Consider the following 19,361-nt stretch of genomic DNA (forward strand, 5'->3'; position numbering starts at 1 on the left):
TGGATGCAATGGCGGGCGGCCTGCCCTATCTTCAACTCATGACCGCCTCTGCTTCGACTCCCCCGGCTCTGGACGCCCTTACGGCCGGCGCCCGCGAGGCGGGCAAGAAAGGCCCGCCGCCCGTCCACCTCTGGAACCCGCCCTATTGCGGCGAGATCGACATGCGCATCGCCGCGGACGGGACGTGGTTCTACATGGGCACGCCCATCGGCCGGCCGGCGCTCGTGAAGCTGTTCGCCTCCGTGCTGCGCCGGGATCCCGAGCGCTTCGTCCTGGTGACCCCTGTCGAGATGGTGGGCATTGCGGTCGAGGACGCGCCCTTCATGGCCGTGGAGATGCAGGTCGAGGGCGAAGGCGAAGCTCGCCGGATGGCCTTCCGCACCAATGTGGACGACTGGGTGACCGTGGACGCCGCCCACCCGCTGCGTTTCGCGCGCGAACCTGCCGGCGGCCTGCGCCCTTATGTGCTGGTCCGCGGCGGCCTGGAGGCCCGCGTCACTCGCGCGCTGTTCTATGACCTCGTCGCGCTCGGAGAAGAGCGGGACGTGAACGGCGCAGCGAAGTTCGGAGTGGCCGCAGGCGGCTGCTTTTTCCCCATGGCGGACGCCGCCGAGATCGAGGGCCTGGTTTGAACGCCCCAACACCCGTCATCGCCACGCCCTACTCGCCGGAATCGCTCGAAACGCGCGCCCGCGCCAGGCTCAGCATGGAGCCCCCGGCCCACGCCTTCGACCCTGGCCGCATCCCCGACCGCGGCGACCACCAGCTCGCGCCCATGCTGGCGCCGTCCGACGGATCGCTCCATCGTCCTGCCGCCGTGCTGATCCCGGTGGTGGCTCACCCGGAGAACGCCAGCATCCTGCTGACCCGCCGCGCCTCGCACCTGCGGGACCACTCGGGCCAGATCGCCTTCCCGGGCGGCAAGATAGACGAGGCGGACCCCTCCCCCATGGCGGCCGCGATCCGCGAGGCGGGCGAGGAGATCGGTCTTGCGCCGGACCTGATCCAGCCGCTCGGCTACCTCGACGCCTATCTCACCTCCACCGGGTTCCGCGTGGTCCCGGTCCTGTCGCTGGTGACGCCGGACTACGCTCTGGAGCTGAATCCGAACGAGGTCGACATCGTCTTCGAGACGCCCCTCTCCTTCCTCATGGACCCTGGCAATCACCAGCGTCACACAAGGGAATGGAAAGGCTCCCAGCGGCAATACTATGCAATGCCCTATGGCGAGCACTACATCTGGGGCGTGACCGCAGGCATCCTGCGGAACCTTTACGAAAGGCTCTACGCCGAATGACGCGCGCCTTCATCGAGGAATTCCTGCTCTTCCTCGTGCCTTTCGCGCTCTACGCCCTGTGGCTCGTGGCCCGGCGCCAGACGCCCCTGGCCAAGGTCCACTGGGAAGGCAACGTGTCCTGGCTGGTTCTCGTAGGCCTCGCGGTGGCGAGCGGCTGGCTGATCTACACCGGCCTGACCGCCAGGCGCGGCACGGGCCCCTACGTTCCCGCCCACATGGAGAACGGGCGCTTCGTGCCCGGCCACATCGATTGACGAAGACGGCCACCATCGCCGGCGCCGGCGTCCTGGAACGCCCCGAGCTCCAGCGCCTGCTGGCCGCCCTGAACCGGGATGGCGAGGAGGCCCGCGTGGTGGGGGGCGCCGTGCGTAACGCCTTGCTCGGCCTGCCCCCGGGCGACATCGACGTCGCGACCACGGCCACCCCCGACGTTGTGACCGCACAGGCGCAGGCGGCTGGCATGAAAGCCGTTCCGACCGGCGTCGACCATGGCACCGTCACCGTGGTGGTGGACCACCATCCCTTCGAGGTCACCACGCTTCGCGAGGACATCGAGACTGACGGCCGCCGGGCGGTCGTCGAGTTCGGCCGCGACTTCGCCCGCGACGCCGCCCGGCGCGACTTCACCATGAACGCCCTTTACGCCGCCCCGGACGGAACCGTCATCGACCTCGTCGGCGGCTTGCCGGATCTGGCCGCCCGCCGCGTGCGCTTCATCGGCGACGCCGAGACCCGCATCCGCGAAGACTATCTCCGCATCCTGCGGCTGTTTCGCTTCCACTCGGAATATGGCGAAGGACAGCTGGACCAGGCGGCCCTCACGGCCGCGGTGCGCCTGCGCGCCGGCCTTGCCCAGCTCTCGAGCGAGCGCATTCGGGCCGAGCTGCTGAAGCTCCTGGCCAGCCGCCGGGCGGCCGAGACCGTGCCAGCCATCGCCGAAAACGGCTTCCTGGACCGCCTGCTCGCGACCGCCCCCGATCTGAGCGCCTTCGCAGCGGTGTCCGCCAGCGGCGCGGATCCCGTCCTCAGGCTCGCCGCCTTGGCGGTGCGCGTCCGCGAGGACGCCGGGGCCCTGCATGAGCGCTTGCGCTTGTCCAACGCCGAGGCGCTTCGCCTGGAGAAGGCGGCCCGCGTGCTCGAGATGGCGCATGGGCGCCTGAAGTCCATGACCGGCCACAACTGGCGCGTGGAGGCCTACCGGCACGGCGATCAGGCCGCCCGCGACGGTCTCGCGCTCGCAGGCGCGCGGTGCTTCGGCCTGCGGGCGCAAGAGGCCCTTCGGGAAGCCCGGTCGGCCCTCGCCCAGCCCGCGCCCAAGCTCCCCTGGAGCGGCCGCGACGCGCTCGCGCGCGGCGTAGCGCCCGGCCCGCAGGTCGGCGCCCTGCTGGCGCGCGCCGAAGCGCTCTGGATCGCAGGCGATTTTCCGGCCGACCCCGACGCGCTTGCGGCCATCTTCGACGCAGCCGTGGCGCACAGCTCAGCTGCCGCCGGCACGCCTTTGAACTGACTCCCTTTTCGTCTGTTGTCGGGATAGATTGGCTGCGGGAGCGGCGGCGCGCTCTCGTGTGAGGCGTATTTCATGAGCCGGCAGCCCCTTCGCCCCGTGGATGTGGCCCGACGCTTGTCCCAGCGCGGGGCCGAGGCGGCCCGTTCTGGGCGGAGCGCGTCCAACGACGCCTGGAAGCGCGAGACCTTCACGCTGCCACGCGAGGAAGCGCGGGAAAAAGCCCGCGAGGCGTTCTCGCGTTTTCCCAAGGCCGCCTACATGACCGAGATCGAGTGGTGGCGCGAGCTGGACGACGGCCGCATCGAGTTCACCATCCGGCGCCTGCCAACAGCCGATTGAACCTCTGCGCACTCACGATCCCGTCAAGGAACGCCGGCCCGCAGCGCCACGTTTTCGCCGTGTGAGGCAAGGAGCCTGCGCCGGTGTGGATGCGCAAGCTCAAAGAAAGTTCTTTCGCGATCATGCAAGTGACAGGTGCGCCGCGGCATCGTGTCGGGCTTGAACCCCGGCGCCCCGGCGCGCGATGCTGACTGAACGCGCCGGAGGCAGCCGCCGCCCGTCGCCGTTTCCGAGGGCCCTCGATGACCGACCCGACCAACGCCGCCAGCCTCGACGCCATGATCGTGCGCTCCGCCGATGCGGCGCTGGAGCAGATCACCCGGGCGCGGGACGCCATCGGAACCGTGGTGTTCGGCCAGGCCCAGGTGGTCGAGAACGCCCTGATCACGGTGCTGTCGGGAGGGCATGGCCTCCTCGTCGGCGTGCCCGGCCTCGCCAAGACCAAGCTGGTCGACACCATGGGCGCTGTCCTCGGCCTTGATAGCCGCCGCATCCAGTTCACCCCGGACCTCATGCCGTCGGACATCCTGGGCTCCGAGGTGCTGGAGGAGACGGTCGACAAGCGCCGCGCCTTCCGCTTCGTGCGGGGCCCGATCTTCGCGCAGCTGCTGCTGGCGGATGAGATCAACCGCGCCAGCCCGCGCACCCAATCCGCGCTGCTCCAAGCCATGCAGGAGTACCACGTCACGGTCGCCGGCGAGGCCTATGACCTGCCCCGTCCCTTCCACGTGCTCGCGACCCAGAATCCGATCGAGCAGGAGGGCACCTACCCGCTCCCCGAGGCCCAGCTCGACCGCTTCATCATGCAGATCGACGTGGGCTACCCGGACGCCGCCACCGAGCGTCGCATCCTGCTGGAGACCACTGGCGAGGCCCAGGGGCGCCCGAAGGCGGCCATGAGCGCCGAGGACCTGCTGGCCGCCCAGCGCCTGCTGCGCCGGCTGCCCGTGGGCGAGAGCGTGGTGGAGGCCATTCTCCAGCTCGTGCGCGCCGCCCGTCCCGGAGAGGGCGACCCGACCATCGCCAACCACCTCGCCTGGGGCCCCGGCCCGCGCGCCGGACAATCGCTGATGCTCGCCGTGCGCGCCCGCGCGCTGGTGCAGGGCCGGCTGGCGCCTTCGCTCGACGACGTCGTCGCCTTGGCGGAGCCGGTGCTGAAGCACCGCATGGCGCTCACCTTCGCGGCGCGCGCCGAGGGCGAGAGCATCGGCGGCCTGATCCGCCGCCTCGTCGACCGGATCGCGTAGGGCGTGAGCACATGGTGAAGGTCCGGGTTCTCGGTGCGGCGGAACGAGCGGTCGGGACCCGGCACGCCACCGGCGCGCTGGACCTGGCGCGGCGCCTGCCGCGGCTCGCCATCGAGGCGCGTCGCATCGCAGCCACCGCCGCCCATGGCATCCACGGCCGCCGGCAGGCCGGCTCGGGCGAGGCCTTCTGGCAGTTCCGGGCCTTCGTGCCGGGCGAGCCGGCCCATCGCGTCGACTGGCGCCGCTCGGCCCGCGACGAGGAGCGCTACTACGTCCGCGAGCGCGAGTGGGAGGCCGCCCACACGGTCTGGCTCTGGATCGACCGCTCCCCGTCGATGGGCTACGCTTCGGCCCTGTCCCAGGCTCCCAAGATCGACCGCGCCATCGTGCTGGGCCTCGCTTTGGCCGATCTCCTGGTGCGAGGCGGCGAGCGCGTGGGGCATATCGGCCTGACCAATCCGGTCGCGTCCCGCTCCATCGTCGATCGCATCGCCGAAGCGCTTGCTGCGGATCAAACCCCGCCCGCCGACCTGCCCACGCCCCTCCCGCTCGCCCCGCTGACCGAGGCCGTGTTGATCAGCGACTTTCTCACCCCGGCCGGCCGCGTCCAGGACGCCATCGAGCGCATGGCCGCCCGCGGGGCCGGGGGCCACCTGGTCATGGTGCTGGACCCCGTGGAGGAGACGTTCCCGTTCGAAGGCCAGGCCGTGCTGGCGGACGTGGAGAGCTCGCAGACGCTGCGCGTGGGAGACGCTGGCGCGTTTGGGGCGCTGGTGCGCCAACGCCTGCAAGCCCACCGCCAGGCCCTCAAGGACGCATGCGCGCGACGCGGCTGGACCTTCGCGGTGCACCGCACGGACCGGCCCGCGTCGGAAGCCCTGCTGTCGCTCGCCGCCCGCATCGCCGAGCGCGATGCCGGCATGGCGGGCGTGCGCATCGGCGGGGGAGGCTGAGGCATGTTCGAGTGGCTCTCCCTCGGCTTCACCACGCCCGCGGTCCTGTTGGCGCTCACCGCGCTGCCCGCTCTGTGGCTGCTGCTGCGCGTCACGCCGCCGCAGCCGCGGCGGATCGACTTCCCGCCCCTGCGCCTGATCCTCGATCTGGCGCCCCAACAGGAGAGCCCGGCCCGCACGCCTTGGTGGCTCCTCGTTCTGCGCCTCCTGGTCGCTGGCCTTGTGATCGTCGCCATGGCGGGGCCCGTCTGGAACGCCCTGAAGCAGGCTGTCGGCCGCAGCGGGCCCGTGGTGCTCATGGTGGACGCGGGGTGGGCGGCCGCGCCCGATTGGCTTGACCGCATGACGGCCGCCGAGGAGATCGTGCGCTCCGCGGCGCGCGACGACCGCCCTGTCGCCGTCGTGAGCACGGGCGCGCCGCTCGCGGAAGTCCAGATGGGCGACGCCGGGGCCGCCCTGGAGAAGCTGCGGGCCCTCAAGCCCGCGCCGCACATGCCGGATCGCGCCGCCATCCTCCCGCCGCTCGGGCGCTTCCTCGCGCGCGAGCGCAACGCCGAACTGGTGTGGATCGCGGACGGCGTCGCCCAGGGCGCCCAGGCTCCGTTCCGGGACGGCTTGAAGGCGCTCGTCGGGTCTCACGCGCTCACGATCGTTTCCGGCCCGGCCGCGCGCCCCTTGGCGCTCGCGGGGGTGGAGAACGCCGCCGCCGGCATGAGCGTCCGCGTGTTGCGCGCCGAGCCCAACGGGCGGGACGCCGGCGTGGTGCGCGCCCTCGACAAGCGCGGCCTGCCGCTCGGGGAGGCGCCGTTCAGCTTCAGCGCGGGCGCGGCCGAGACGCGGGCCGACCTCACCATCCCGGTCGACCTCCGCAACGAGATCGCCCGCCTGGACATCGCCGACGAGCGCAGCGCGGGCGCCGTGGCGCTCGTGGACGAGTCGAGCCGCCGCCGGCGCGTGGGCCTCGTCTCGGGCGCCACCGCCGACGTGGCCCAGCCGCTGCTCTCGCCCACCTACTACGTCGCCCGCGCGCTCACGCCCTACGCGGACGTGCGCGAGCCCCGCATGGGCCCCAACGACGCGATCAACCAGCTGCTGGACGAGAAGGTCTCCATGCTCGTCATGGCCGATGTCGGCGCGCTGCCGCCCGACATCCGGCAGAAGCTCGCCAATTTCGTCGATAAGGGCGGCCTCCTGCTGCGATTCGCCGGCTCGCGCCTCGCGACCGCGACGAATGACGAGCTCTCGCCCGTGAAGCTCCGGCGCGGCGGGCGCGCCCTCGGCGGGGCATTGTCGTGGGAAAGCCCCCGCACCCTGGCCCCCTTCGACCAGGCGAGCCCCTTCTTCGGCTTGCCCCTGCCCAAGGACGTCGGCATCACCCGCCAGCTCCTGGCCGAGCCGGAGGCCGACCTCAGCAAGAAGACCTGGGCGGCCCTCTCCGACGGCACGCCCATCATCACGGCGGAGCGCCGCGGCCAGGGCCTGCTCGTGCTGGTGCACGTCACGGCCGATACGACCTGGTCCAACCTGCCGCTCTCGGGCCTCTTCGTGGACATGCTCCGCCGCGTCACGGCCCTGGCCGGCGCAGGGGATCCGCAGGTGCAGGCCAACGCCAATGGCCAGCCCGCGACCGTGTCGCCGCTCCGCACCCTGGACGGCTTCGGCGTGTTCCAGCCCCCGCCCGCCACGGCCCGGCCGATCGCCCTGAACGCGCCGCTGCTGGCGTCCCTCGACCACCCTCCCGGCTTCTACGGCTCGCCCGACACGCCCGTGGCCGTGAACGCCCTCGCGGCGGACGCCACGTTGGCGAAGCTCGACGTCTCGGGCCTCGGCGCAACGCTCCAGCCGCTGCGCAGCGAGCCGCCGATCGATCTTCGCCCCTGGATGATCGCCCTCGCCCTGCTCGGCTTCGCCGTCGACACGCTCGCCGTGCTCTGGCTTGGCGGGAGGCTGACGTTCGGCCGGGCCCGCCGCGCCGCCACGACGGCCGGGGTTATCCTCCTGGCTGGGGCCGCCCTGCTCGCCGCTCCGCCTCCCCAGGCCTTCGCGGCGGAGCAGAGGCCGCCCGTGAGCCCCAAGGAAATGGACGCCGCCCTCACGACCCGGTTCGCGTATGTCACCACCGGCGACGCCAACGTCGACGAGATCAGCCGCTCGGGCCTCGCGGGCCTCAGCTCCTTCCTGAGCGCCCGCACCGCCCTATCCCCGGGCGACCCGGCCCCGATCGACCCGGCGCGCGACGAACTTGCTGTCTATCCGATCATCTATTGGCCCATCGTGGCCGGCCGCCCGGCCCCGAGCGAAGCCGCCGTGCGCAAGCTGGACGATTTCATGAAGGGCGGCGGCACGGTGATCTTCGACACCCGCGACGCGCTCTCCAACCGCCCCGGCGGCGCGCCGACGCCCGAGACGGCGGCCTTGCGCCAGATCCTGGCCGGGGTGGCGGTTCCGCAGCTCGAGCCCGTGCCGCGGGACCACGTGGTCACCAAGGCCTTCTACCTGATCGACAGCTTCCCCGGGCGCTACGCCGACGGCCAGACCTGGATCGAGGCCCTGCCCCGCGAGGGCCCGGACGCCGAGCGCCCGGCCCGCGCAGGCGACGGCGTCTCGCCCATCATCATCACCTCCAACGACTGGGCATCCGCCTGGGCGGTCGGTCGCCGCGGCGAGCCTTTGTATCCGCTCACACCTGGCGGCGCCCGGCAGCGCGAGCTCGCCTTCCGGGCCGGCGTGAATGTCGTGATGTACGCCCTGACTGGCAACTACAAGGCGGACCAGGTGCACGTGCCGGCGCTGCTCGAGCGGCTGGGCCAGTGAGGAACGCATGACGAGCCTGGACTGGTCGCCCCTCCTTCCCCTCCCCGTGCTGGTGGCGCTTGCCCTGATCGCCGGCGGGGGCGCCATCCTGGCGATCGTGCTGCGCCAGCGCGGCTCCGTGCTGCGGGCGCTCGCAGTCGCTGCGTTCCTGGCCGCCCTGTTCAACCCCTCCTTCGTGCGGGAGGACCGCGACCGCCTGAAGGACGTCGCCGCGCTGGTCGTTGACCACTCCGCCTCCCAGCAGCTCGGAGACCGCGCCGCCCAAACGGATGTCGTCGTGGAGGCCCTGCGTAAGCGTCTCGACGCCTTGCCCGATGTCGAGACCCGCGTCATCGACGTGCGGGAAGCCGGGAACGCCGACGGCACCCGCCTCTTCGGAGCGCTCGAGTCCGGCCTCTCCGACGTGCCGCCGGACCGCGTCGCGGGCGCCGTCATGGTCACCGACGGCGTGGTGCACGACATTCCCGAGCAGGCCGCCGCGATCGGATTCAAGGCGCCCATCCACGCCCTGATCACCGGCCACCCGGGTGAGCGCGACCGCCGCATCGCCCTGCTGGACACGCCCCGCTTCGGCATCGTCGGCAAGGACGCCGTGATCCGCCTGCGGGTCGAGGATCCGGGCCAGACCGAGCCCGTGCGGGTCGTGGTCCGCCGCGACGGGCAGGTCGTGGCCGAACGCCGCGCGGCCCCTGGCGACGTGATGCGCCTGCCCATCCGGATCGAGCACGGCGGCCAGAACGTGGTCGAGATCGAGGCCGATGAGGCTCCCGGCGAACTTACGGCCTACAACAACAAGGCGGTGGTCCCCATCGAGGGCATCCGCGAGAAGCTGCGGGTGCTGCTCGTCTCCGGCCAGCCCAACGCCGGCGAGCGCACCTGGCGCAACATCCTCAAGTCCGACGCCAACGTGGACCTCGTCCACTTCACCATCCTGCGTCCGCCGGAGAAGCAGGACGGCACGCCCATCAACGAGCTGTCACTGATCGCCTTCCCGACTCGCGAGCTGTTCGAGACGAAGATCAACGAGTTCGACCTCATCATCTTCGACCGCTACGCCAACCAGTCGATCCTTCCGGGTGTCTACTTCGCCAACATGGTCCGCTATGTCCGCGACGGCGGCGCCGTGCTGGTGGCGGCCGGCCCCGAGTTCGCGGGCCGCGCCGGCCTCGCAGGCACCCCCCTGGCGGCCGCCATCCCGGCCACGCCCGACGGCAAGATCGTCGAGCAGCCCTACATCGCCCATGTCACCCCTACGGGCGCGAAGCATCCGGTCACCCGCAACCTGCCGGGCTCGGACACCGAGCCGCCGAGCTGGGGCGAGTGGTTGCGGCTGATCTCCGCCGACGTGCGGGCGGGCTCCGCCGTAATGGCGGGCGCGGACGAAAAGCCGCTGCTCGTTCTCTCGCGCGAGGGCAAGGGCCGTGTCGCGCTGCTGCTGTCCGATCATTCCTGGCTCTGGGCCCGCAACTTCCGCGGCGGCGGCCCGCACCAGGACCTGCTCCGTCGTTTGAGCCACTGGCTCATGAAGGAGCCGGACCTGGAGGAAGAGGCCCTGCGCGCCTCGGCGCGCGGCAACGTCGTGACTGTCGAGCGCCAGACTCTCGCGGACGCCGTCGACCCCGTGACGCTGACGGGCCCCACCGGCGAGAACCAGACCGCCACCCTGGAGGCCGCCAGCCCCGGGCTCTGGCGCGCCACCGTGGAAACAAAGCTTCCGGGCCTTTACCGGCTCACCGATGGCAAGCTGACGGCCTTCGTCAGCGTCGGCCCGCCAAACCCGCGCGAATTCCAGGAAGTCATGTCCACCACGGAAAAGCTCGCGCCGATCGCGGCCGCCACCGGCGGTTCCGTACGACGCGTGGCGGACCGCGCCGGCGAAGCGCCGCGCATTCCGACGATCCTGTCGCTGTCCTCCGGCGCCCGGTTCTCCGGTAGCGACTTCATCGCCTTGCGCAACACGGACGCGCACGTGGTGAAGGGCGTGTCCGTGTTCCCGGTCTTTTTGGGCTTCCTCGGCCTCGTGCTGCTGATCGCCAGCCTGCTCACGACCTGGCTCGGAGAATCCCGCCTGGGCCGCCCGGCGCAGTCGTAGTCAGCTCATCGCCGCTTGATGCACCATCAGGTCGATGCCAAGCTTCGAAGCCGCGACTTGCACGGAAGTGTCGCTGCCCTGGATCACGTAACCCTGGCTCACGAGCCGTTGCGTGTATTGCTTGTTATACAAAAATGAGACAATGAGCTGCCAAAGCCCGAACGTAACAACTGAAAACAGCAAGTGGAGAGCAGCAACGCCAAGCTCGCCGCGGATCAGAGGAACCAGGAATCCAAAGAAGAAATAGGTCCAGGAAAAGCCATAAAAGCCGATCTTCATCTGGCCTGTGCGGGGATTCTTGAGAACAAGCTTCTTGGCCCCGACATTGAACCCGAACTTAAGAATGAGCGGGATCGCGATCGGTAGAAGCACGACGATCCAGTGCCAAATGCTTACGCCACCCATGTGTATGCCCCCTTCGCCACAGTGAAGAAGGTCATCTCTAAGTTTATTCTTCTAAGAAATAAATAAGCAGCCGGAAGGAATCAGGATTTGCGCAGCCGCCCCACCGGCCCGCTGACGCCCTCGAACGCGCCGGGCTCCAGTTCCAGGATGAGCAGCCGCGCCGGATCCACGGGCCCTGGCATCTGCAGCCGCCCGTTGGGCACGCGCTTGAAACCGACGCGGCCGTAGAAGGGCTCGTCCCCGACGAGCAGCACCAGCTTATGGCCTTGCGCCTTGGCGGCCTCGAGCGACCGGCGCACCAGCGCCATGCCGATCCCGCGATTCATGAAGGCGGGCTCTACCGTGACCGGCCCCAGCAGGATGCCTTCCGCCTGCCCGATCTGAATGCGCGTCAACCGGATGGAGCCGACCACGAGCGTGCCGACCAGCGCCGTGAAGGACAGGCCGGGTTCGTGCGGCGCGCCTTCCCGCAGGCGGTAAGCCGTGCGGGCGAAGCGGCCGGGCCCGAAGGCGCGTTCGTGCAGTTTTTCGATCGTGGCGGCTTCGCCTGCGACTTCAGGCCGGATGAGGAGGGAGAGGTCGGTCATGTCGAGGGGGCTCGGCAGGCAGGCTGCGCCCGGCGGGCGCGCTGGTGGAGACAGAGGCGGGTAACTCGGAGGCCGCCCTTCAGCGGCTCGTCATCCCTCGTCGTCGCTCCCGCCTGACCGGCATGCCTGACCTCCAGCCGCGCGATGCGGCGCGCAGCACCCGTACAGGTTTTTGCGGAGGACGCAACCGGCTCACCACGTGGGCGAGGGCGAAGCGCCTGTCGCGATCTCCTCCAGGCGCGCTCGGGTGCCGCGGGTCACGTCTTCGGGCAAGGCGTCCAGCGGGAAAAAGCGGCCTTCCCGGATCTCGGCGTCCGGCTCCCGGAATGGCCCTTCCCGAAAGGCCCGAACCACGAAAACCGCGACATGGTCCCGGTTGGAGACGTGCCGGTTGAGGAACATGCCATGCAGGGCCGCCGCTCCAGTCACCTCGATGTGCGTCTCCTCCCAGACCTCGCGAACCATGGCCGCGTGCAGGGTCTCCCCCGCCTCGACCCCGCCGCCCGGCATTTGCCAGCCGCGCACGTAGCCGTGGCGCACGAGGTAGACGCCGCGCTCGGGATGAATGATCGCGGCGCGCGTGCCCAGCGTCATCGGTCGCGCAAATCGCCAGTAGAGGTGGAGCGCCCGGCCGATCAGGCTGGGTCCCTTCACGCGCTCTTCCTGCGAGGGAATCGAGAGCCGGTCCATGCGTCTGTCATAGCAGATCGGTCGCCCAGGGGCTTGCCCTTCCCGCCAGACACCTTAGAACAATTCCAATCTGAACACGCCGCTTTCACGGGAGCCCCTCATGCCCATGAAGACCTTCGCCGAACTCTCCGAACGCGAGGTGCTGACCCTCGCCATCACCGGCGAGGAGGAGGATTCCCGGATCTACCAGAGCTTCGCGGACAGCCTTCGTGAGACCTACCCGCATTCCGCAGCCATGTTCGACGAGATGGCGGCGGAGGAGCGCGGCCATCGCGACATGCTCTACCACCTCTATCGCGAGAAGTTCGGCGAGCACCTGCCACCCATCCGCCGCGAGGACGTGAAGGGCTTCCTGAAGCGCCGTCCCATCTGGCTGACGCAGAACCTGCCCGTCGACAAGATGCGCAAGGAAGCCGAGATCATGGAGCTGCAGGCCGCACGATTTTACGAGAAGGCCGCGACCCAGACGCTGGACGTGAATGTCCGCCAGCTTTTGACCACGCTCGCCGAGGCCGAGAGGGGCCACGAGCGCCGGGCCGGCGAACTGGAGGAAAAGCACCTCAAGGGCGACGCGGAGGCCGAGGAGGCCCACACCAAGCGTCGCATGTTCGTGCTGCAATATGTCCAGCCGGGCCTGGCTGGACTCATGGACGGCTCAGTCTCCACCCTGGCGCCGCTTTTCGCCGCGGCTTTCGCCACCCACAGCAACTGGGAGACCTTCCTGGTCGGCCTGGCGGCATCCATCGGCGCCGGCATCAGCATGGGCTTCGCCGAGGCCCTTTCGGACGACGGCTCGCTGACCGGCCGTGGCGCGCCATGGATCCGCGGCTTCGTCTGCGGCCTGATGACCACGGTCGGCGGCATTGGCCACACCCTGCCCTACCTCGTGCCCGACGCCTGGCCTAACGCTTTCATGATCGCAACGTCCATCGCGGCCGTCATCGTGCTGATCGAGTTGTGGGCCATCGCCTATGTCCGCGCGCGCTTCATGGACACACCCTTCCTGCAGGCGGCGTTCCAGGTGGTGCTGGGCGGCGTCCTTGTGTTCGTGACGGGAATTCTCATCGGCAGCGCTTGACCCGCGCGCCGTCGCGGGGGATGGGTGACGCCCCATGTTCAGGCTCGCCCACCTCTCCGACCCCCACCTCGGTCCCTTGCCCAAGCCGCGCCTGCGGGAGCTCGCCGGCAAGCGGATGACCGGCTACATGAACTGGCGCCGCGGCCGCGACCGCATCCACGACATGGGTGTGCTCGAGCGGCTCGTCGCCGACATGAAGAGCTTCGAGCCGAACCACATCGCCTGCACCGGCGACCTGATCAACATCGGCCTCCACGGCGAATTTCAGGTCGCCCGCGAGTTCCTGCAGGACCTCGGCGCGCCCGACAAGGTGAGCTTCGTCCCCGGCAATCACGACGCCTATGTCCGCACGACGCTGCGCGATATCGAGCGCTACCTCTCGCCATGGATGACCTCGGACAACGGGAAGTACGAAGGCTTCCCCTATGTCCGCCTGGTCGGGCCGCTCGCCATCGTGGGCCTCTCGTCGGCCGTTCCAACGGGCCCCTTCGTCGCCTCCGGCTCGCTGGGCCGCGAGCAGCGCGAGAAGATCGCCAACGTCCTGGCCTTTCTTTCCCAGCAGCCGCTCGCGCGCGTGGTGCTGATCCACCACCCCCCCTACCGGAGCGGCAGCAAGACGGGCCGCGGCCTCACCGACTCCGCCGCCCTGGAGGACATCCTCGCCCAGACCGGCGCGGACCTGATCCTACACGGGCACAACCACGTGACCTCGGTGAACCGCATCATGGGACCGGGCGGCAAGGCCATTCCAGTCGTGGGCGTGCCCTCGTGTTCCGCCATTCGCGGCACCCTGACGCACCGGGCGGGATATCACCTCTTCGACATCGACCTGACGGAAGGCGGCCCGGTCATCACCGGCCGCACGCGCGGTTTGACGAGCGGCGGCGAGATCGTCGACCTGGGGCCGCTGCCCCTCTGAGCCGGTCGGGTTAACCGACCCCGGCCAGCGCCAGCCAGGCGAAGCCGCCCCGCGCCTTCCACCAGGCGGCCAGGAGAAGCAGGGTCATTCCAAGGATGACCCCGAGCAGGAAGGCGAACACGAGGTCGCCGAAACGATAGGCCCGCGCGCCCCGTGGGGCTTCGGCCCTGTCCGCCGAGGGGGGCGGCGCCACCTGGAGAGGCGCCACGATCTCCCCGGCGAGCGCCCGCTCCCGCTCCACGAGCCGACGGCCCAGATAGGCCGTCACCGCGTCCACCATGGGGTCGATGCGGTCGCTTTCGGCCAGCACCATGCGCCCGGAACGCGTATCCTGGATGAGGCGGAAGGTCCGGCGATCGCGTCCCATCTCCACGAAGGCGACCATGTCGACGAACAGCCGCGGCTTCTCGGCGCTCACCAGCCCGAAATCGAACATGTCGGCATCGGCGGGAAGCTGGGCGAAAACAGGCGCCAGCTCCTCCTTGAGGAGCTCGAGGCGCCCGAGTTCGGCCCCACGGAGTTCAGCCACGGCCGACGATCGCTCCGCTTCCTCGATCCTCGCCTTGCGCATGGCCGACTTCAGGTCCGGCTGAGCCGGCCGTCTGGTCGGGAAAGCGAAGACAGGGTCTTCCATGGAATGGCCTCGAATACGCCGACGCGCCGCAAAGGGTGAACAGAATGTAAACGCCGGGACCTCAACACGTAAAGCACGCAGGAGTTGCGGCTCGACAGCGCCAATCTAAGCTGACCATGTGTGAACTAGCTCACACTCGAAAGCGCGCCGATCACGCTAACGTCTTTTGGGCGGCTGACCAGCTGCTCATGTGCTCGACAAACAGCCTTGGCCGGATCGCTCACGCGTCCGGCCATTTTTCTGTCCGGCCTTCGCGACGGCCAGACGGCGCTCAACCGCGCCGGACGTCGTCGTCGTCCAGGATGCGGACGGCGGCGCCGTCAAGGTCGTCGTATTGGCCGCTCTTGAGGGACCAGAGGAAGGCTCCCAGACCGAGCAGGCCGAGGCTCAGCGCGATGGGAAGCAGATACACGAGGACGTTCATGACGCGACTCTGGCCGGACGCTGTGGCGGAACTGCGGGGCTCGCCGGCTTGCCGCGGGTAACCTGCGGCTCGGCCGCGGGTTCCCTGAAGGGCAGCTTCGCCCGCAGCGCGTTCACCGTCACGATGATGGAGGACCCGGACATCGCCGCGGCGGCGATGAGCGGCGTGACGTGGCCCATGATGGCCAGGGGCACGGCGATCAGGTTGTAGATCACCGCGATGCCGAGGTTCTGGCGCATCACAGCGTGAGCCTTGCGCGCCAGCAGCGCCGCGTCCGCGACCGGCTGCAAACGCTCGCCCAGGAACAGCGCGTCGGCGGAAGCCTGCGCCAGGTGCGCCGCCGTAACGGGCGAAATGGACGCATGCGCGGCCGCCAGGGCCGGCGCGTCGTTGAGACCGTCGCCCACCATCAGCACGCGGCGCCCTTCGGCGGCCATGGCTTCCAGCGCAGCGATCTTGTCGGCGGGCTTGAGCCCGGCCCGCCACTCGGCCACGCCGAGCGCGCGCGCGGCCTCCGCGACCGGCTGCTCGCGGTCGCCAGAGAGGATCACGATCCGCTTGCCGCGACCGGCCAGCTCGCGGACCACGTCTACGGCGTCCGGCCGCAGCGCCTGATGGAGCAGCATGACGGCCCGGCGCTCGCCAACACGCACAGCGATCACCGTCGCATCGAGATCCTTCGCCAGAGCCGCCGCGGCCTCCGCTTCAGCCCCGCAGAAGGCGGGACTTCCGAGCCGCGCCTCCACGCCGTCCCACTCTGCCGCAACCCCATGGCCAGCCTGCTCCTGGCCCCCCGGAATCGGCGAAAGGCCGAGCGCCCTGGCGGACAGCGCCGCCGCGAGAGGATGCCGGCTCGACAGCGCCAGGCGCGCGGCGGCCTGCAGCAGGTCCGCCGGAACCTCCGCGGCGTTCGCCACTTGCGGCTGCGGCATGGTCAGGGTGCCGGTCTTGTCGAACACGACGGTGTCGCACGCCGCGATGCGTTCGATCGCGTCCCCGCTCTGGAGCAGGACGCCCGCCTTGAACAGGGAGCCAGAGGCGACCACCTGGGTGGCCGGGACCGCGAGCGCCAGCGCGCAGGGACAGGTGATGATCAGGACCGCAATGGCGGTGATGAGGGCGTCATGCAGGGATGCGCCCAGCAACATCCACCCGATCGCTGTCGCCAGCGCCGCGATGTGCACCACCGGCGAATAGATCCGCGCCGCGCGGTCCGCCAACCGCAAGTAGCGCGACCGCGCGTTCGCCGCCGTCTCGACCAGCCGGTTCACCTCCTCCAGCAGCGTGCCTTCGGCTGCCGCCGTGACCCGCACGGTAAGCGCGCCGTCCAGGTTCACGGTGCCGGCGTACACCATGGCGCCGGGCCCGATGGGCTCGCGCGCCGTTTCACCGGTCACGAGGCTCGCGTCCACGCTGGAGCGCCCCTCGATCACCACGCCGTCCACCGCGACCCGGTCTCCCGGCAGCACCAGGACGCGGTCGCCCGGCTTCACCGCCTTGAGCGGCACTTCCCGCGTTTCACCGGCCTCTGCCAGCACGACGGCCGTCTCGCCCCGGAGCGCCAGCAGGTTGCCCGCCACGGCGCGCGTCTTGCGGCGCATCACCTGGTCGAGCACGCGCCCGAGGAGCAGGAAGAACAGCAGCATCACCGCCGAGTCGAAATAGGCGTGGTGCGCATGGTGGATCGTCTCGTACAGCGACATGCCGATCGCGAGCGTGACGCCCAGCGAAATCGGCACGTCCATGGTCATGCTGCGCGAGCGGATGGCGCGCCAGGCGTTGCGGAAGAACGGCTGGCCCGCATAGGCGGCCGTGGGGAGCGCGATGAGCGCCGAAACCCAGTGAAAGAAGTCGCGCGTCTCGTCGGTGATGTCGCTGGCGTTGCCGGACCACACGGAGACGGACAGCAGCATGATGTTCATGGCCGCGAAGCCCGCCACCGCCAGGCAGCGCAGCAGGAAGCGCATCTCGGCCGCCTCGATCTCCTCCTCGCGGGACGGCTCGAACGGGTGCGCCTTGTAGCCGAGCTCCGCCAGCCGCGACACGACCCGGACAGGATCGAAGCCCTCGGCGCGCCATTCCACGGCGAGGCGCCGGTTCGTGTAGTTCAGACGCGCCTTGTCGAGCTCCGGCAGGGTGGCGAGGCCCCGCTCGATGTCGCCGATGCAGGCCGCGCAGGTGATGCCCTCGACCGCGAGGTCCAGGTGGCTGACGCCGTCAGGGCGCTTCTCAACCAGGGCGGAGTAGTCGAACGCGGGGGACACGTCAGCCTCCTTGAAGAGCGATGCGCGCCGGCGCCCCGTGGGGCGGAGCGTCGGCGACCCAGAGCGCCGGGCGAACCACGGCGCTCACCGGATCAGCGCAGCGTGATGCGGCTGCGCGATTTGAAGACGCGCTGGTCGTCCCGCAGGATCTCGATCACGAGGTCCCACTGGCCGGGGGCGACGCCGTCCACCTGGGCGGCGAAGCGGCCCCCGCCCAGCTCCCGCAGTTCGGCCGTGCGGTCCTCGCGCTTGTCGGCCGGACGCTCGAGGGTCGCCCTGGCGACAACGCCAGCCAATCCAAGGCCCTGGGCGTCACGCGCATCCAGGTTCACCCGCGCGACGCCCTCGGCGTTGCGCTCGACATGGCCCGTCACGGTCCAGCCGAGCTCCGCCTGGCGCTTCGCCTCGGCGATCTGGGAGTTGTAGGCCAGCCCATCCTTGTAGGGCGTGGCGCTTTCCACGCCGCTGAACGTCGCCATGGCGACCTTCATCATGTAGGCGTTCACGGCGAAGACCACGCCGAAGAACGCCACCAGCATGAGAAGGACGTGGTGCCCCTTCAGTCGAAAGCCGCTGTCGGTCAGGCTCGTATCGCTCATGGCGCGCTCCCTGGGCCTTTGAAGAAGTCATCGGCGTAGCTCGTGGCTCCGCTGACCACGTCGGTGAGGCGGAACCGGATCGTGCGGGATTCAGGCGCATCGCCCTTCCGCGCCGTGACGAGCACGCGCAACTCGCGCGTCTGGTCCGGCAGCACCTCCAGGAGGGCCGACATCTGCGCGGTCGCCTCGATGCCAACCACCTCCAGGTGGGCGTCCGCCAGGCCGATCAGCTCCAGGCGGAACGGCCGCGTATCGAGCGCCTTGTTGGTCAACCGAACCGTGAACCCGTTGCGGATCGATCCATCCGCGAGCTTCACGAACAGGGGGTTGCGATCGTGCAGCGCGCTGACGCCCAAGGTGGTGCGGGTCGCCAGCGCGAAGGTCATGAAGGCGCCGATGGCTGCGATCAGGACGACGTAGAGCACGGTGCGCACGCGCACGATCTTGTAGACCGGCTCCTCGCGGGCGATGCGGCGCTGCACGTTGAAGTCGGTGTCGTAGCCGATCAGTCCGGTCGGTCGGCCGATCTTCGCCATGACGTTGTCGCAGGCGTCGATGCACAGGCCGCATTGGATGCAGCCGAGCTGCAGGCCCTCGCGGATGTCCACCCCGGTCGGGCACACGTTCACGCACTGGTTGCAGTCGACGCAGTCGCCCACTGCCTCGCCGCGCGCCCGCGCCGCCTCGGCCTTCTTGACCGACATGCGCTTCTCGCCGCGGTCGTAGCGGTAGGTGACGTTGAGCGCGTGTTCGTCGGTCAGGGCGGCCTGGATGCGCGGCCACGGGCACATGTACAGGCAGACCTGCTCGCGCATGAATCCGGCGAGCGAATAGGTCGTGAACGTCAGGATGCCGATCCACACATAGGCGACCACCGGCCCCTGGAACGTCACGAGGTCCTTCACCAGCGTGGGCGCGTCAGCGAAGTAGAGCACCCAGGCGCCGCCGGTCCACCAGGCGATCAGCAGCCAGATGGAGTGCTTCAGCATCTTCTCGGCGATGCGCTCCAGGTCCCAGGGACCCTGGGCCTTCTTCATCTGCTCGCGCCGGTCGCCCTCGATCAGGCGCTCCACGGCGTAGAACAGGTCGGTCCACACCGTCTGGGGGCAGAGATAGCCGCACCACACGCGGCCCGCGACGGCGTTCATCAGGAACAGCGTCAGCGCCGCCAGCACCATCAGGCCGGTGACGTAGTAGAGCTCCTGCGGCCAGATCTCGATCGGGAAGAAATAGAAGCGCCGGTTGGCGAGGTCGATCAGGACGGCCTGATCCGGCGCGTTGGGCCCGCGGTCCCAGCGCAGGAACGGCAGGAAGTAGTAGATGCCCAGCGTGACGATCAGGATCGCCCACTTGATCGTGCGAAAGCGCCCCCGAACGGCCGCCGGATAGATCTCCTTGCGGGCCTCGTAGAGCGGAACGTCGTCGTCCGCGCCCACGATGGGGCTGGCGGACTTGGCGGCGCCGGTGTCGGCGGAACTCATGATGAACCTCGAAGAGGGTTCGGGGGAGATC

General features: G+C 69.9%; 19 protein-coding genes. 11 read left to right on the forward strand and 8 right to left on the reverse strand.

Annotated elements, in window-relative coordinates:
* The first annotated feature begins 8 nt into the window (after positions 1 to 8).
* The 9 genes from SLNSH_RS00210 (at position 9) to SLNSH_RS00250 (ending at position 10,249) form a co-directional block, all read left to right on the forward strand.
* Entirely contained in the window at positions 9 to 632 is a 624-nt protein-coding gene (locus SLNSH_RS00210; RefSeq protein ID WP_425352962.1) for a DUF1285 domain-containing protein, read from the forward strand.
* Positions 629 to 1,297: a CoA pyrophosphatase gene (locus SLNSH_RS00215; RefSeq protein WP_245421914.1), complete on the forward strand. Its 669-nt coding sequence runs from the start codon at positions 629 to 631 to the stop codon at positions 1,295 to 1,297. Before SLNSH_RS00210 ends, SLNSH_RS00215 begins: the two co-directional genes overlap by 4 nt.
* Positions 1,294 to 1,551 carry a DUF6111 family protein gene (locus tag SLNSH_RS00220; protein WP_106334635.1) on the forward strand — a complete coding sequence of 86 codons (258 nt, stop codon included), beginning with the start codon at positions 1,294 to 1,296 and terminating at the stop codon, positions 1,549 to 1,551. The genes SLNSH_RS00215 and SLNSH_RS00220 overlap by 4 nt, the downstream gene beginning before the upstream one ends.
* Positions 1,548 to 2,804 carry a CCA tRNA nucleotidyltransferase gene (locus SLNSH_RS00225; protein ID WP_106334636.1) on the forward strand — a complete coding sequence of 419 codons (1,257 nt, stop codon included), beginning with the start codon at positions 1,548 to 1,550 and terminating at the stop codon, positions 2,802 to 2,804. The genes SLNSH_RS00220 and SLNSH_RS00225 overlap by 4 nt, the downstream gene beginning before the upstream one ends.
* 72 nt (positions 2,805 to 2,876) lie before the next feature.
* Positions 2,877 to 3,143 carry a hypothetical protein gene (locus tag SLNSH_RS00230; protein WP_106334637.1) on the forward strand — a complete coding sequence of 89 codons (267 nt, stop codon included), beginning with the start codon at positions 2,877 to 2,879 and terminating at the stop codon, positions 3,141 to 3,143.
* 242 nt (positions 3,144 to 3,385) lie between these two features.
* Positions 3,386 to 4,390 carry an AAA family ATPase gene (locus SLNSH_RS00235; protein ID WP_106334638.1) on the forward strand — a complete coding sequence of 335 codons (1,005 nt, stop codon included), beginning with the start codon at positions 3,386 to 3,388 and terminating at the stop codon, positions 4,388 to 4,390.
* An 11-nt stretch (positions 4,391 to 4,401) separates the two neighbouring features.
* The gene (locus SLNSH_RS00240; protein ID WP_106334639.1) at positions 4,402 to 5,343 is read left to right on the forward strand and encodes a DUF58 domain-containing protein; all 942 of its coding nucleotides are present in this window, start codon (positions 4,402 to 4,404) and stop codon (positions 5,341 to 5,343) included.
* Between the two features lie 3 nt (positions 5,344 to 5,346).
* Positions 5,347 to 8,157 (forward strand): DUF4159 domain-containing protein, encoded by a 2,811-nt coding sequence (locus tag SLNSH_RS00245; protein WP_106334640.1) that lies wholly within the window; start codon positions 5,347 to 5,349, stop codon positions 8,155 to 8,157.
* Positions 8,158 to 8,164: 7 nt separating this feature from the next.
* The gene (locus SLNSH_RS00250; RefSeq protein ID WP_106334641.1) at positions 8,165 to 10,249 is read left to right on the forward strand and encodes a hypothetical protein; all 2,085 of its coding nucleotides are present in this window, start codon (positions 8,165 to 8,167) and stop codon (positions 10,247 to 10,249) included.
* On the opposite strand, the gene SLNSH_RS25110 is transcribed toward SLNSH_RS00250, so the two are convergent.
* The 3 genes from SLNSH_RS25110 to SLNSH_RS00265 form a co-directional block, all read right to left on the reverse strand.
* Positions 10,250 to 10,654 carry a Sec-independent protein translocase family protein gene (locus SLNSH_RS25110; protein WP_196240189.1) on the reverse strand — a complete coding sequence of 135 codons (405 nt, stop codon included), beginning with the start codon at positions 10,652 to 10,654 and terminating at the stop codon, positions 10,250 to 10,252.
* 80 nt (positions 10,655 to 10,734) lie between these two features.
* On the reverse strand, positions 10,735 to 11,241 hold the full coding sequence (locus tag SLNSH_RS00260; RefSeq protein WP_106334642.1) for a GNAT family N-acetyltransferase: 507 nt from the start codon (positions 11,239 to 11,241) through the stop codon (positions 10,735 to 10,737).
* Between the two features lie 192 nt (positions 11,242 to 11,433).
* On the reverse strand, positions 11,434 to 11,931 hold the full coding sequence (locus SLNSH_RS00265; RefSeq protein WP_106334643.1) for an NUDIX domain-containing protein: 498 nt from the start codon (positions 11,929 to 11,931) through the stop codon (positions 11,434 to 11,436).
* A gap of 106 nt (positions 11,932 to 12,037) precedes the next feature.
* On the opposite strand from SLNSH_RS00265, the gene mbfA reads away from it, so the two are divergent.
* Together mbfA and SLNSH_RS00275 are read left to right on the forward strand one after the other, a co-directional pair.
* On the forward strand, positions 12,038 to 13,009 hold the full coding sequence (gene mbfA / locus SLNSH_RS00270) for an iron exporter MbfA (protein WP_106334884.1): 972 nt from the start codon (positions 12,038 to 12,040) through the stop codon (positions 13,007 to 13,009).
* Between the two features lie 34 nt (positions 13,010 to 13,043).
* A complete protein-coding gene (locus SLNSH_RS00275; protein WP_106334644.1) occupies positions 13,044 to 13,928 on the forward strand; it encodes a metallophosphoesterase family protein in 885 nt (294 codons plus the stop codon).
* Positions 13,929 to 13,938: 10 nt separating this feature from the next.
* Here the strand turns inward: SLNSH_RS00275 and SLNSH_RS00280 are convergent, their stop codons facing one another.
* The 5 genes from SLNSH_RS00280 to ccoG all read right to left on the reverse strand — a co-directional run bounded on the left by SLNSH_RS00280 (position 13,939) and on the right by ccoG (position 19,330).
* On the reverse strand, positions 13,939 to 14,562 hold the full coding sequence (locus SLNSH_RS00280) for a hypothetical protein (RefSeq protein ID WP_106334645.1): 624 nt from the start codon (positions 14,560 to 14,562) through the stop codon (positions 13,939 to 13,941).
* Between the two features lie 271 nt (positions 14,563 to 14,833).
* Positions 14,834 to 14,986 (reverse strand): cbb3-type cytochrome oxidase assembly protein CcoS, encoded by a 153-nt coding sequence (gene ccoS, locus SLNSH_RS00285; protein ID WP_106334646.1) that lies wholly within the window; start codon positions 14,984 to 14,986, stop codon positions 14,834 to 14,836.
* Positions 14,983 to 17,250: a heavy metal translocating P-type ATPase gene (locus SLNSH_RS00290; protein WP_106334647.1), complete on the reverse strand. Its 2,268-nt coding sequence runs from the start codon at positions 17,248 to 17,250 to the stop codon at positions 14,983 to 14,985. Before SLNSH_RS00290 ends, ccoS begins: the two co-directional genes overlap by 4 nt.
* A 92-nt stretch (positions 17,251 to 17,342) precedes the next feature.
* Positions 17,343 to 17,849: a FixH family protein gene (locus SLNSH_RS00295; protein WP_106334648.1), complete on the reverse strand. Its 507-nt coding sequence runs from the start codon at positions 17,847 to 17,849 to the stop codon at positions 17,343 to 17,345.
* Positions 17,846 to 19,330, reverse strand: coding sequence for a cytochrome c oxidase accessory protein CcoG (ccoG, locus tag SLNSH_RS00300; protein ID WP_106334649.1), 1,485 nt, complete (start codon positions 19,328 to 19,330; stop codon positions 17,846 to 17,848). Before ccoG ends, SLNSH_RS00295 begins: the two co-directional genes overlap by 4 nt.
* Positions 19,331 to 19,361: the final 31 nt, after the last annotated feature.

This window comes from Alsobacter soli (assembly GCF_003004785.1).
Taxonomy (GTDB): Bacteria; Pseudomonadota; Alphaproteobacteria; order Rhizobiales; family Beijerinckiaceae; genus Alsobacter; species Alsobacter soli.

What these genes read in the sequence shown, in the direction of transcription:
- SLNSH_RS00245 (WP_106334640.1), top strand. Translation starts at nt 5,347, where the DNA reads ATGTTCGAGTGGCTCTCCCTCGGCTTCACCACGCCCGCGGTCCTGTTG.
- ccoG (WP_106334649.1), bottom strand. Translation starts at nt 19,330, where the DNA reads ATGAGTTCCGCCGACACCGGCGCCGCCAAGTCCGCCAGCCCCATCGTG.
- SLNSH_RS00275 (WP_106334644.1), top strand. Translation starts at nt 13,044, where the DNA reads ATGTTCAGGCTCGCCCACCTCTCCGACCCCCACCTCGGTCCCTTGCCC.
- mbfA (WP_106334884.1), top strand. Translation starts at nt 12,038, where the DNA reads ATGAAGACCTTCGCCGAACTCTCCGAACGCGAGGTGCTGACCCTCGCC.
- SLNSH_RS00235 (WP_106334638.1), top strand. Translation starts at nt 3,386, where the DNA reads ATGACCGACCCGACCAACGCCGCCAGCCTCGACGCCATGATCGTGCGC.
- SLNSH_RS00260 (WP_106334642.1), bottom strand. Translation starts at nt 11,241, where the DNA reads ATGACCGACCTCTCCCTCCTCATCCGGCCTGAAGTCGCAGGCGAAGCC.
- SLNSH_RS00240 (WP_106334639.1), top strand. Translation starts at nt 4,402, where the DNA reads ATGGTGAAGGTCCGGGTTCTCGGTGCGGCGGAACGAGCGGTCGGGACC.
- SLNSH_RS00265 (WP_106334643.1), bottom strand. Translation starts at nt 11,931, where the DNA reads ATGGACCGGCTCTCGATTCCCTCGCAGGAAGAGCGCGTGAAGGGACCC.
- SLNSH_RS25110 (WP_196240189.1), bottom strand. Translation starts at nt 10,654, where the DNA reads ATGGGTGGCGTAAGCATTTGGCACTGGATCGTCGTGCTTCTACCGATC.
- SLNSH_RS00210 (WP_425352962.1), top strand. Translation starts at nt 9, where the DNA reads ATGGCGGGCGGCCTGCCCTATCTTCAACTCATGACCGCCTCTGCTTCG.
- SLNSH_RS00295 (WP_106334648.1), bottom strand. Translation starts at nt 17,849, where the DNA reads ATGAGCGATACGAGCCTGACCGACAGCGGCTTTCGACTGAAGGGGCAC.
- ccoS (WP_106334646.1), bottom strand. Translation starts at nt 14,986, where the DNA reads ATGAACGTCCTCGTGTATCTGCTTCCCATCGCGCTGAGCCTCGGCCTG.
- SLNSH_RS00280 (WP_106334645.1), bottom strand. Translation starts at nt 14,562, where the DNA reads ATGGAAGACCCTGTCTTCGCTTTCCCGACCAGACGGCCGGCTCAGCCG.
- SLNSH_RS00220 (WP_106334635.1), top strand. Translation starts at nt 1,294, where the DNA reads ATGACGCGCGCCTTCATCGAGGAATTCCTGCTCTTCCTCGTGCCTTTC.
- SLNSH_RS00250 (WP_106334641.1), top strand. Translation starts at nt 8,165, where the DNA reads ATGACGAGCCTGGACTGGTCGCCCCTCCTTCCCCTCCCCGTGCTGGTG.
- SLNSH_RS00230 (WP_106334637.1), top strand. Translation starts at nt 2,877, where the DNA reads ATGAGCCGGCAGCCCCTTCGCCCCGTGGATGTGGCCCGACGCTTGTCC.